Origin of the sequence: Flavobacterium poyangense (assembly GCF_011751075.1) — a bacterium.
GTDB classification, from domain to species: Bacteria; Bacteroidota; Bacteroidia; order Flavobacteriales; family Flavobacteriaceae; genus Flavobacterium; species Flavobacterium poyangense.
This window is the reverse complement of record NZ_JAALLN010000012.1, coordinates 67,026-80,387: the sequence shown is the minus strand read 5'-3', so window position 1 is coordinate 80,387 and position 13,362 is coordinate 67,026. Positions and strand designations below refer to the sequence as shown.

Annotated in this window: 9 protein-coding genes; 6 read left to right on the top strand and 3 right to left on the bottom strand. The window is 35.1% G+C overall.

All coding sequences use genetic code 11. The features are described from left to right. Positions 1-1,080: 1,080 nt before the first annotated feature. A complete protein-coding gene (locus G3A47_RS16950) occupies positions 1,081-2,121 on the bottom strand; it encodes a PLP-dependent cysteine synthase family protein (RefSeq protein ID WP_166924501.1) in 1,041 nt (346 codons plus the stop codon). Between the two features lie 70 nt (positions 2,122-2,191). Then, on the bottom strand, positions 2,192-4,327 hold the full coding sequence (locus G3A47_RS16945; RefSeq protein ID WP_166924499.1) for a S9 family peptidase: 2,136 nt from the start codon (positions 4,325-4,327) through the stop codon (positions 2,192-2,194). Positions 4,328-4,395: 68 nt separating this feature from the next. Here G3A47_RS16945 and G3A47_RS16940 point away from each other — a divergent pair, with 68 nt between their 5' ends. Further along, positions 4,396-4,716 (top strand): YbaB/EbfC family nucleoid-associated protein, encoded by a 321-nt coding sequence (locus G3A47_RS16940; protein ID WP_166924497.1) that lies wholly within the window; start codon positions 4,396-4,398, stop codon positions 4,714-4,716. 513 nt (positions 4,717-5,229) lie between these two features. On the opposite strand, the gene G3A47_RS16935 is transcribed toward G3A47_RS16940, so the two are convergent. After that, positions 5,230-6,249 (bottom strand): threonine aldolase family protein, encoded by a 1,020-nt coding sequence (locus G3A47_RS16935; RefSeq protein WP_166924495.1) that lies wholly within the window; start codon positions 6,247-6,249, stop codon positions 5,230-5,232. Positions 6,250-6,399: 150 nt separating this feature from the next. Here G3A47_RS16935 and prfB point away from each other — a divergent pair. From prfB to G3A47_RS16910, 5 genes are all read left to right on the top strand, one after another. After that, a protein-coding gene (gene prfB, locus G3A47_RS16930) for a peptide chain release factor 2 (protein WP_166924493.1) occupies positions 6,400-7,498 on the top strand; the annotation gives its coding sequence in 2 pieces (ribosomal slippage) (positions 6,400-6,462 and positions 6,464-7,498; 1,098 coding nt in all). Between the two features lie 100 nt (positions 7,499-7,598). Next, on the top strand, positions 7,599-8,045 hold the full coding sequence (msrB, locus tag G3A47_RS16925; protein WP_166924491.1) for a peptide-methionine (R)-S-oxide reductase MsrB: 447 nt from the start codon (positions 7,599-7,601) through the stop codon (positions 8,043-8,045). Positions 8,046-9,167: 1,122 nt separating this feature from the next. Continuing rightward, positions 9,168-10,166 carry a UDP-3-O-(3-hydroxymyristoyl)glucosamine N-acyltransferase gene (gene lpxD / locus G3A47_RS16920; RefSeq protein WP_166924489.1) on the top strand — a complete coding sequence of 333 codons (999 nt, stop codon included), beginning with the start codon at positions 9,168-9,170 and terminating at the stop codon, positions 10,164-10,166. A 158-nt stretch (positions 10,167-10,324) separates the two neighbouring features. After that, on the top strand, positions 10,325-11,323 hold the full coding sequence (gene lpxD / locus G3A47_RS16915) for a UDP-3-O-(3-hydroxymyristoyl)glucosamine N-acyltransferase (RefSeq protein ID WP_166924470.1): 999 nt from the start codon (positions 10,325-10,327) through the stop codon (positions 11,321-11,323). 338 nt (positions 11,324-11,661) lie between these two features. Beyond that, positions 11,662-13,290: an acyl-CoA carboxylase subunit beta gene (locus G3A47_RS16910; RefSeq protein ID WP_166924468.1), complete on the top strand. Its 1,629-nt coding sequence runs from the start codon at positions 11,662-11,664 to the stop codon at positions 13,288-13,290. Positions 13,291-13,362 lie beyond the last annotated feature (72 nt).

The following is a 13,362-nucleotide window of genomic DNA, read 5'->3' as shown; positions in this document are numbered from 1 at the left end:
TTTTATTAAAATCTAAAAACTAATCTCATGAAAACATCAAAATACACCAAATTTGCCGTAATTATCCTGGTTATTTTATTCGTAGTACTAAGTGTAATAGGCAACTAAAAAACAGTAAAAACAAAAAGCCAACTGATGATGCAACTCAGGAGGCTTTTTCACTATTCAAAACTTAACAACTAAAAACTAATCAACCAATAATTATAAAAGCTTTGTATTCAATTTAAGGTTGTTTCCCGAGGAAACATTTTTTATTTACAACAAACTAATTCCCTCCGCTAAGTTCATTTATATCCCTATCCTTTCTATCACCTCCCGCCACACTTTAAGTCAGTCTGAGAATACTCCGTTTCTTAAACCGGATAATTTTACTTATCAATACCAATAACTTACTATTACTGTGTCTTTTTTTTTAACGAATAACCAATAAATAATTTAAAAACAGCACATTAGTTCATTACTACTAAGCTATACTATAATATTGTAGGAAGGAAATTTTTCCGTTGACTTACTTAAATAATCGGCAAAACATTCAAAATTGATAATTTAACGCATTTAAAACTATTATAAATCAATTATTTTAAGATTTATATCCTAGCTCAACAAAAGTTTCTTTGCGGAGTTTCGTGTGCGTTTTCTCCTTACGTCGAAAAGACAAACTAATTCAATTCAAAAATTTTAAGCAATTTGAGTTCTTTTTATTCCTAGTTTACGGAAAAATCAGGTCAATAATTTTGCATTTTTACGTCTCCTATGTTCACAATAAAATTATTTCACGCAGATTTAGTAGATTTATTCAGATTGTTTTTATCGAAATAACTTAACAAAAAAATCTGCTAAATCTGCGTGCAAAAAGCTTTTTTTCTTTGCGTAAATTTTAACCGCAAAGAGAAAAAAATTAGCAGAACAGCTCTTTTATCTTAGCGAACATTGCGTAAAACCTTTGCGAACCTTGCGGTTAAGCAAACTCAAAATATCCTAAGATTCTTCCAGTAGATCCATTAAAAGCAGCCTGATTTTAGCGCAAAAAAAACTCCATTCACTGTTGCGAATGGAGTTCTATCTTTAAAAGTATTTAACCTACTTTACAAATTCAATTTTTTGAGCTTCTTCCTCATTGACACTGTCAAAGAATCCTTGTTCGTTCATCCAGTCATCACTAAATACTTTACTCATATAACGTGATCCGTGATCCGGAAAAATAGCAATAACATTACTGTCTTTGCTAAATTCTCCCTCTTCAGCATATTGTTTGATAGCCTGCATTACAGCTCCTGAAGTGTATCCTACAAACAAACCTTCTTTGCGGGTGATCTCTCTTGCTGAGTGGGCACTTTCTTCGTCGGTTACCTTCATGAATTTATCAATAATATCAAAATCAGTAGCAGACGGAATCAGGTTTTTACCTAACCCTTCAATACGATACGGATAAATCTCTTTATTATCGAACTCTTTTGTTTCGTGGTATTTCTTTAATACCGATCCAAAAGCGTCAACACCTAAAATTCTAATATTTGGATTTTGTTCTTTTAAGAATTTTGCAGTTCCGGAGATCGTTCCTCCTGTTCCGCTACACGCAATAAGATGTGTAATTTTTCCTTTTGTCTGTTCCCAGATTTCAGGACCTGTAGTATTGTAATGAGCATCAATATTTAACTGATTGAAATATTGATTAATATAAACTGAACCTTTAGTTTCTTCGTGTAATCTTTTGGCAACGTTGTAATATGATCTTTCATCATCTGCAGAAACGTGAGCCGGACAGACATATACTTTAGCTCCTAAACTTCTTAACATGTCAATTTTATCTTTCGATGATTTTGAACTTACAGCTAAAATACAATTGTACCCTTTTATAATGCTGACCATTGCTAAACTAAAACCGGTATTTCCTGATGTAGTTTCGATTATGGTATCTCCCGGAGACAGAATTCCTCTCTTCTCGGCTTCTTCAATAATATATAATGCTATTCTATCTTTTGAGGAATGTCCCGGATTAAAAGCTTCTACCTTTGCGTAGAACTTTCCTTCTAACTCTTCGGTGACTTTATTTAGCTTAATAAGTGGGGTGTTACCTATTAACTCTAAAACATTATTATAAGCATTTATTTCTTCTTTCATAAAAAAATAGTTAATCAAAGGCATTTTTAAATAACCTTGATAGGTTGCAAATTTAACAAAAAAAATCTAATTAGCTTTTAATTTTTTCTAAATCTAATAAAAAACTAAATTCCTTTGCTAAGTCTTTTAGCGCTTCAAACCTTCCTGAAGCACCGCCATGTCCGGCATCCATATTGGTATCTAAAAACAAAAAGTTATTATTTGTTTTCATTTCTCGCAATTTGGCTACCCATTTGGCCGGTTCCCAATATTGCACTTGTGAATCATGTAATCCTGTTGAAACATAAATGTTAGGATATTGTTGTGCTTTTACATTATCATAAGGCGAATAAGACAACATATAATCGTAATATTTTTTATTGTTTGGGTTCCCCCATTCGTCATACTCTCCCGTCGTTAATGGGATACTATCGTCTAACATTGTAGTGACAACATCAACAAAAGGCACCTGAGCAATAACTCCGTTGTATAATTCCGGGGCTTCATTTACAATTACCCCCATCAATAATCCTCCAGCTGATCCTCCTTCTGCATATAAATGTTTCGAAGAAGTAAACTTTTCGTTAATTACAAATTTAGAGCAATCGATGAAATCTGTAAAGGTATTTTTCTTTTTTAACAGTTTTCCGTCTTCATACCATTGTCTTCCTAAATCCTCACCTCCTCTAATATGAGCAATAGCGTATACAAATCCGCGATCTAACAAAGAAAGCCTTGTAGACGAAAAATAGGCATCCATTGTCATTCCATACGAACCATACGCATATAACAACAAAGGATTTTTACCATTTTTCTCAAGTCCTTTCTTGTAAACCATAGAAATCGGAACTTTCACACCATCTCTGGCAGTTGCCCAAATGCGTTCTTCAACATAATTTTCTTTATCAAACTTTCCACCTAAAACCGCTTGCTCTTTTAGAATTTCTTTGGTTTTAGTTTTCATATTAAAATCAATAACAGAAGATGGTGTAGCAAGCGATTGATAGCTATAGCGCAAAAGATCCGTATCAAAATCAATATTCGTTGTGGTGTAAGCACTGTAAGTTTCGCTTCCGAAAGGCAAATAATAATCCGGCTCGCCATTCCAAGGCATGATACGAATATGATTTAATCCGTTAGAGCGCTCTTCGACAACCAGATAATTTTTAAAAATCTCGATATCTTCCAATAAAACATCCTCACGATGCGGAATAAGATCTACCCAGTTTCTCTTTTCTGTTCTGTTTTCAGGCGTTTTCATCAACTTAAAGTTCGTTGCTTTATCTTTATTAGTTAAGATATAAAACGAGTCTTCATAATGCGAAATACTATACTCCAAGCCACGTACACGGTGCTGAAAAACCTCAAACTCCCCATCCGGATTATCAGAATTCAGGATTCTGTATTCTGTAGTAAGTGTACTTCCCGATCCTATTACGATATATTTTCTTGATTTTTCTTTACTAATCGAAACATTAAAAGTATCATCGGTTTCATTAAAAACCAAGACATCTTTTTCAGAACTTGTATTCAGTTTATGTCTGAATACTTTATCGGCTCTTAAGGTAACCTCATCTTGTTTGGTATAAAAAATCGTATGATTGTCGTTTGCCCAAACAGAACCACCTGTCGCATTTTCGATTTTATCCGCCAGAATTTTTCCGGTTTCTAAGTTTTTAATCTGAATGGTGTAAATTCTTCTTCCAACAATATCAACACCAAAACTGGCAAATTTGTTGTCGGGACTTATACTTAAACCTCCCAATTTGAAGTAAGCGTGACCCTCTGCTAATTCATTACAATTGAATAAAATTTCCTCATCGGCAGAAAGGCATCCTTTTTTTCTTGAGAAAATAGGATAGTTCTGTCCTGTTTCGAAACGGGTAATATAATAGTATCCATTATAAAAATAAGGAACCGACGAATCGTCTTCTTTAATTCTTCCTTTCATTTCTTCATACAAAGAATTCTGAATTTCCTTTGTATGTGCTGTCATATTTTCGTAATACGCATTTTCCTGATTCAGGTAATCAATAACCTCCGGATTCTCGCGATTATTCAACCAAAAATAGTTGTCGATTCGGGTTTCTTTATGCTTTTTTAATTTTTTTTCAATTATTTTGGCCTTTGGAGCCGTTATATCATTTGGCATAGATTGAGCATTAGTTTTTAAATAAGAAGGAGCAAAAGTAGCACAAACACAATAGAAGAGAATTAATTTTTTCATAAAATATTGCATTGAAATACTAGAGCAATATACTAATTTTGTACGGAATAATTTAAAAATCAACAAAAATGGATTTAATGGGAATGATGGGCAAACTTAAAGAAACCCAACAAAAAATTGAAGATACAAAAAAGCGCCTGGATACTGTTTTAATCGACGAACAGAGTGCTGATGGATTATTGAAAGTAACATTAACCGCCAATAGAAAAATAACTGCAATCTCAATTGATGACTCTTTATTAGAAGACAAAGAACAATTGGAAGATTACTTAATTGTAACCATCAATAAAGCTATTGAAAAAGCTACATCCGTGAACGAAAGAGAACTTGACGCCGTTGCAAAAATGGACATGCCAATGATTCCGGGAATGGACAATTTGTTTAAATAATTGAGGGACAAAGGTTCAGAGGGGCAAAGGCGCAAAGGTTACTTTTATGGTAAAACCTTTGCGCCTTTGTCTTTTTTTTAACCGCAGAGGGCGCAAGGAATTTTTGCTTGTCTTAATCGCTAAGTCCGCAAGGCTTTATCAAAAAATTATTTTCTTTACTAAGCGAGTTCTTATGCTTGCTTAGTTTTTTTTTCACGCAGATTTGGCAGATTTATTCAGATTTTTTTATTGGAAAATAAAAGTCTAATTTATTACATATAAGCTAGGAACTTTTGTGCCTCTGCAAGCGAAAATAGCACCCTATGTGTAAAAACTTTGCGAACTCTTTGCGTGAATCTTTGCGCACCTTGCGGTTAATAAAGACAAAGCTAAAAATTTTATTTCTCCTCAGTTTTTCATGTTAATCCACTTTAATTCTCAGATTACTTATTTAAATAAAGAGACAAAGGTTCAAAGGTTTCTGCATAAAAAAACCTTTGAACCTCTGAACCTTTGCCACTTTGAACCTCTTTCCTAAAACTTCGAAAGTGTCTCCAGCACATACGTATGCATCACCTCTCTATAATCCAGATGTGTTACGATTCGGAGTTTATTATGTCCCATTAAACTTATTGAAATATTTTTTTGCTTTAATTTTTCTACCAGAAGTTGATCGCTGTAATTTTCGGCCAGGGAAAAAATCAAAATATTAGTTTCTACCGGTTCTATTGATGCAATCCAGGGTTTCGTACTTAAAACAGCTGCAATTTCTTTAGCTCTTCTGTGGTCTTCTGCCAGTCTTTCAATATTATGAGCCAAAGCATAGAGTCCGGCCGCAGCCAAATACCCCACCTGACGCATTCCTCCACCAAGTATTTTCCTGATTCTCAACGCTCTATGAATATCAGTTTTAGATCCCAGCAATACAGATCCGATTGGAGCACCTAATCCTTTGGACAAACAAACGGAAATAGTATCGAAAATAGCCCCGAATTCTTTTGGATTTTGTCTTTTTGCAACCAGCGCATTCCAAATTCTGGCACCATCCAAATGAAACTTCAGATTATTAGCCGCACAGACTTTTTTTATTTCTCTTAGATCTTCTAATTCGTAACAAGCACCACCACCTTTATTGGTTGTATTTTCAACACAAACCAAACTCGTTAAAGGGCTATGATAAAATTCCGGATCATTGATCGCTGCTGCTACCTGAGCGGCATTAATCATTCCGCGATGTCCGTCAATCAAACAACAGGAAACACCACTATTAAAAGAGACTCCTCCTCCTTCATAGTGATACACATGTGCGTATTTATCTGCAATTAATTGCTCTCCCGGTTGGGTATGTAATTTAATTGCAGTTTGGTTAGCCATAGTTCCGGACGGAAAAAAAAGTCCCGCCTCCATTCCAAAAAACTCCGCTACTCTAGTCTCAAGTTCAATAACTGTCGGATCTTGTTTGTATACATCATCGCCAACCTGGGCATTAAACATATACTGCAACATTTCAAGAGAAGGTTTGGTAATGGTATCGCTAATTAAATTTATTTCCATATTCTAAAAACTATGTCTTATTTTTGTACAACAAAATTACGTATTACTGACAGTTATTCGAGATAAGTTTTAAGAAACTTTAACTAGTGAATATCCAAGAACCAAATTAACGTAATATTTATAAAAAACATATAAAACTAGTATTAATTTATGACAACTACCGAACAAATTAAAGGTATTGTGGAACGCCTTGGTGCGTTGAGGAGGTATCTTTGACGTTGATGCCAAACTAATCGAAATTGCCAACGAAGAAGAAAAAACCTTCGCACCCGACTTCTGGAACAATCCGAAAGATGCCGAAATCATTGTAAAAAATCTCCGAAACAAGAAAAAATGGATCGAAGATTATGATAAAGCTACTGAACTTACGGATGAATTACAGCTTGCTTACGATTTCTACAAAGAAGGGGAACTTTCTGCCGAAGAATTAGACGAGCATTACAACACAACGCAGTCGCATATTGAAAACATAGAATTCAAAAACATGCTTTCTGACGAAGGTGATAGTTTGAGTGCTGTTGTTCAGATAACGGCCGGTGCCGGTGGAACCGAAAGTTGTGACTGGGCCGGAATGCTTATGCGTATGTACATGATGTGGGGAGAAAGTTATGGCTTTAAAATTAAAGAACTAAACTTTCAGGCCGGTGACGTTGCAGGTATCAAAACGGTTACTTTAGAATTTGAAGGAGATTATTCCTTTGGCTATTTAAAAGGAGAAAACGGTGTACATCGTTTAGTTCGAATTTCACCTTTTGACAGTAATGCCAAACGCCATACTTCATTTGCATCTGTTTATGTGTATCCGCTTGTAGACGATAGTATCGAAATTGACATTAACCCTGCCGATATCGAGATTACAACTTCCCGTTCAAGTGGTGCCGGAGGACAAAATGTGAATAAAGTAGAAACCAAAGTACAATTGGTTCACAAACCAACAGGAATTCAGATTCAATGTTCTGAAACCCGTTCTCAACAAGATAACAGGCAACGTGCCATGCAGATGTTACGTTCTCAGTTGTATGAAATTGAGTTAAAAAAACAACAAGCTCAGCGCGCTGATATTGAAGCCGGAAAAATGAAAATCGAATGGGGCTCGCAAATACGTAATTACGTTATGCAACCTTATAAATTAGTAAAAGATGTTCGTACAGGTTACGAAACCAGCGATGTTGATGGCGTAATGAACGGAAATATTGACCCTTTCCTTAAAGCATTTTTAATGATGATGGGACAACGAGAGGAGGAATAATCCTCTGTCACAGTTTTCAGTCTCGTTATATACTTAATTGGATGAATTAAAAAAAGAGGAGACTGAAACTGAGACTAAAAACTATAAAAAAACACTACTTATGATCAAATGGGCAGATGTAATTCGTTTTACAAATAAAGGAAATCCGACTCCTGAAAAGAGAGTAGAAAAAACAGCAGAAGAATGGAAACAACTTCTAACGGCTGAAGAGTATCAGGTAACACGCTTAAAAGGAACAGAAAGATCTTTCAGTTCTGAGTTATGCAGTTTGTTTGATCCCGGAATTTATGAATGTAAATGTTGTGGCACTCTACTTTTTGATGCCAGCGAAAAGTTTGAATCAGGAACAGGCTGGCCCTCATTTACACAACCAATTAAAGAGAATGCAATTGCATATCATGCCGACAAATCATACGGAATGATTCGCGTTGAGGTTGTTTGTAATACCTGTGATGCACATTTAGGACACGTTTTTCCGGATGGCCCTGAACCAAGCGGATTGCGTTATTGCATCAATGCTGTTTCTCTTTCTAAAATAAAAGAGTAAAATTCAGCTAATCTGTTGCGTGTAGTTTTTCTAACACATGGAAACATCGTTTTTGAAAACGAAAGAAAAGGCGTTTCACTTATTTAAAATTTCAATTATCACTCTGAGCGAAGTCGAAGACTTCATAGTTTTACTATGTAATAAAAAGTGTATTTCTTTTTCAAACCCTTTTTTTAAATAAAATCTATAATTTTCCTATGTGAAAAATATAATTTTTATGCCCAAAGTGAAGCTAATTGATGAAGGAATTACACCCGACACGTTAATTAATTCAAGTTGCTGGTTAGTAGTTGTAAAATGTATGCTGTAAGATGTAAAATGTATAGTGTGATATGCTAGTCTGAAAGGGTGTATGCTTTAATTAACAGATTTTCTTACCTTTAAGCGAATCGCTAGATTTAGGTATATCGTTATTCTATTTCAGTGATCGGACATAATTATATGTTTGTATAATGTAAAATAGTAATCAGTTAAACAAAACTTATTACTTTTTACAATATACACCTTACAGTATACATTAGTATTCAACTGGCATCTTAAGTTAATTAAACTAATTATTCAGAAAAGCGATTTCGTACTATAGGTGAATCGCTTTTTTATTTTGTCTTTTTTTTTAAATCATCATATTTTTACTATTATTTTTTAAAAAATCTCTCTCTCAGGACAAAAAAATATCATTTTACCTCCAAAACCCGTTTTACACTCATTACTAACGAGTTACAAAAAACAAAAAAGTAAAATTCTCTTTAAGTCAAAAAAAACAGGAAATTGTTCTTTTTTATGTTCTCTTTTCCTCAAAAAAAGAAGCAACAAAGCATACATTACGGCATAAAACATCCAAAAACGACTTTTAATAAAAGTATGATAACCAACAAAATAAAACCTCATTCTCCCTTTATGTTTTACTAAAATTTAAAACACAAAATCTGCACTAATCTCTAATTTTTACAAGCTCAAAAATTACAAAACAATCAAAAAATTAGTAGTTATTATACTAAATTTGTAATATTTAAGCTATTATTTAGTGAGTAATTTAAAAAACTTAAAAAGAAGATTAGGTAATTCGAATCTAATTGATTTTATTTGGCAAAAAATAACCCCAAAAATCAATTTAATTCATTCATGAAATCCTATTCAATCCAAGAAATTAACGAAGTCATAAAAGGTGAAATTTATGGCAATACTTCACAAAGCATAACTGCAACAGAGCAACTAGAAAAAGCAACAACTTCTGAAATTTCTTTCATAGGAAATAAAAAGTACGAAAAATTCTGGGAATCTTCTAAAGCATCAATAGCAGTTGTTAACGAAGACATTTCGATTGAACCCGGAGATAATCGCGCTTTTATTAAGGTAAAAAATGCCGATTTAGCCATGTCTCAAATTCTGGCCCTTTTTGCCCCGCCTACTCCATTGTTTCATAATGAAATTCACAAAACTGCGGTTATTGACGAAACTGCTATTATTGGCGAAGGAAGTAAAATTGGTGCCGGTTGTTATATTGGTCCAAAAGTAGAAATTGCTGCCAATGTAACCATCTATCCCAATGTGACTATCTTAGACGAATGTACTATTGGAAAAAACACCGTTATCTGGTCAGGAACAGTGGTACGCGAACGTTGTCATATTGGTAGCGATTGTATTATTCACCCAAATGCAACCATTGGCGCTGATGGTTTCGGATTCCGTCCTTGTAATGAGAAAGGATTAGTTAAAATTCCACAAATCGGAAATGTAATTATCGGAAACGGAGTTGAAATTGGAGCAAACTCTTGTGTAGACCGTGGAAAATTCAGTTCAACCATTCTTGGTGATGGTTGTAAAATTGATAATTTAGTGCAAATCGGACATAACAGCAAATTAGGTAAGTTTTGTATTATGGCCGGAAACAGTGGTTTAGCAGGTTCTGTTACCCTTGGAAATGGCGTTATAATTGGTGGTAGCGCCTCTATAAAAGACCACACCACTATTGGTGACGGAGCGATTGTAGGTGCCGGTTCCGGTGTTGTTGGTGATATTCCTGCCGGAAAAACAATGCTGGGTTATCCTGCTGTAGAAGCTCGTGATGCTTTAAAACAATGGGCAATACTAAAACGATTGGTTTGCGATTCTAAAAAATAATTCAACGATATACAAAAACAGAAGCTTGCTTCTGTTTTTTTTTGCCTTAAGCGACAAATATATTTTTAATTACAACACCTATAAAAAGAAGAATATTAAATACAACGCAATAAGATAACTTACTTAAAATAAAAGAATAGCTATATCAAATTGTATTTATGAAATCTTACTCCATTCAAGAAATAAACGAAGTTCTAAAAGGTGAAATTTATGGCTTCACTTCGCAAAATATAACCGCAACAGAACAATTGGAAAAAGCATCAACTTCTGACATTTCTTTCATAGGAAGCAAAAAATATGAAAAATTATGGGGATCTTCTAAAGCGTCAATAGCAGTTGTCAATAAAGATATTTCGATTGAACCCGGAAATAATCGCGCCTTTATTAAAGTAAAAAATGCCGATTTGGCAATGTCACAAATCCTTGCCCTTTTTGCCCCGCCTCCTCCATTGTTTCATAATCAAATACACAGAACAGCGGTCATTGATGAAACTGCCGTTATTGGAGAAGGAAGTAAAATTGGTGCCGGTTGTTATGTAGGTCCAAAAGTAGAAATTGCGGCCAATGTAATCCTTTACCCCAATGTCACTATTCTCGACGAATGTATCATTGGCAAAAACACCATAATTTGGTCAGGAACCGTAATTCGTGAACGTTGTCAGATCGGTAGCGATTGTATTATTCATCCGAATGCAACAATAGGTGCAGATGGTTTCGGATTCCGCCCTTGTAATGAAAGAGGGGTAGTCAAAATTCCGCAGATTGGAAATGTAATTATCGGAAACGGAGTTGAAATTGGAGCAAGCACCTGTGTAGATCGTGCAAAATTCAGCTCAACAATTATTGGTGACGGCTGTAAAATTGATAATTTAGTTCAAATCGGACACAATTGCAAACTTGGCAAATTTTGCATCATTGCCGGAAACAGTGGTTTATCAGGTTCTGTCACTTTAGGAAACGGTGTTGTTCTTGCCGGTGGAGCTGGGATAAAAGACCATGTTAGTGTTGGGGATGGTACTAGTATTGGTATTGCCAGTGTCGTTGTCACTGATATTCCCGCCGGAAAAAAAATACTGGGCTATCCAGCCATTGAATCCCGTGATTCCCTAAAACAATGGGTTCTTTTAAAAAAAATGGTCAGCGATTCTAAAAGATGATTTTAGATTTTGTGTAATAAAAAGAGACTGTTTCAGAACTAAAAAAACGGAAATGTGACTAGTTATTCTTCAAGTAAATTGACATTAAAAGCAACTTTAGAACCTAAAATAGTATTATTTCTAACGAATCTCTGTTAAAGCAAAAAAAGGAAGAAGGAATCTCATGGTATTGAGACTCCCACTTTTTATTACAATACTTCGCGCATTGAAAGCCGGAGATTTTAGAATTGCTGTCAAAAAAATAACAGAAAGCTTTTATTAAAAATTTACAGAATCCCATTTATTTCAATTGATTTTGTAAATTAGCGCAGACTATTTTGTAAAAACATCAATTTCTTATGGATTTAAACTTCAATAAAAACGAAGATCACAATAAATTATTACTTTCTGATTTAAAACATAGATTTGCCAAAATCAAATTGGGCGGAGGCGAAAAGCGAATCGCAAAACTTCATGCAGAAGGCAAAATGACAGCCCGCGAACGTATCGATTATCTGTTGGACGAAAATACTAAAAGTATCGAAATCGGAGGATTTGTCGGAGACGGAATGTATGCTGAACATGGTGGCTGCCCATCGGGTGGTGTGGTTATAAAAATAGGATACATAAAAGGAAAACAATGTATAGTAGTAGCCAATGATGCCACTGTTAAAGCCGGAGCATGGTTTCCTATTACGGGAAAGAAAAACTTACGTGCGCAGGAAATTGCAATGGAAAACAGATTGCCTATTATCTATTTGGTTGACAGCGCCGGTGTGTATCTGCCACTACAAGATGAAATTTTCCCCGATAAAGAACACTTTGGACGTATTTTCAGAAATAATGCTCAAATGAGCAGTATGGGAATTACTCAAATAGCTGCTGTAATGGGCAGTTGTGTTGCCGGTGGTGCTTATCTTCCAATTATGAGCGATGAAGCTTTAATTGTAGATAAAACCGGGAGTATTTTTCTTGCGGGAAGTTATCTGGTAAAAGCAGCTATTGGCGAAACAATCGACAATGAAACTTTAGGAGGAGCAACAACACATTGCGAAATTTCCGGTGTAACCGATTATAAAGCCAAAGACGATAAAGATGCTTTAGATAAAATAAAAAATATAGTAGATAAAATAGGTGATTTTGATAAAGCCGGATTCAGCCGAATCAAAGCCGAAAAACCGGCGTTAGAGCCTAAAGATATCTACGGAATCCTGCCAAAAGCCAGAAACGAACAATACGATATGATGGAAATCATCAATCGTCTGGTTGACAATTCTGAATTTGAAGCTTACAAGGATGGCTACGGGCAGTCTTTGATTACCGGTTATGCCAGAATCGATGGTTGGGCGGTTGGTATCATAGCCAATCAAAGAAAAGTAGTTAAAACCAAAAAGGGAGAAATGCAATTTGGAGGTGTTATTTACTCTGATAGTGCCGATAAAGCAACCCGTTTTATTGCCAATTGCAACCAGAAGAAAATTCCTTTGGTCTTTTTACAAGATGTGACCGGTTTTATGGTCGGATCTAAATCGGAACATGGCGGAATCATAAAAGACGGGGCCAAAATGGTAAATGCCGTGAGTAATTCGGTAGTTCCCAAGTTTACTGTAATTGTTGGTAATTCTTATGGAGCCGGAAATTATGCGATGTGCGGAAAAGCATACGACCCAAGATTGATTTTTGCCTGGCCAAGTGCAGAACTTGCTGTTATGGGTGGAACTCAGGCTGCAAAAGTATTGGCTCAAATTGAAGCCTCGTCACTTAAAGCCAAAGGAGAAATTGTAGACGAAGCCAAAGAAACAGAACTATTCACCAAAATAAAAGCACGTTACGACGAACAGACCTCACCTTATTACGCTGCTTCGAGATTATGGACAGACGCCATTATTGACCCTCTAGACACCCGTACCTGGATTTCTATGGGAATTGAGGCAGCCAATCATGCTCCGATCCAAAAGCCATTTAATTTGGGCGTAATTCAGGTGTAATTTTTAAGGGATTCTTAAAATACGTTAAATTAAAAGCAAAAAACTTATTTTCAGGCACTTAAAAATAATTAT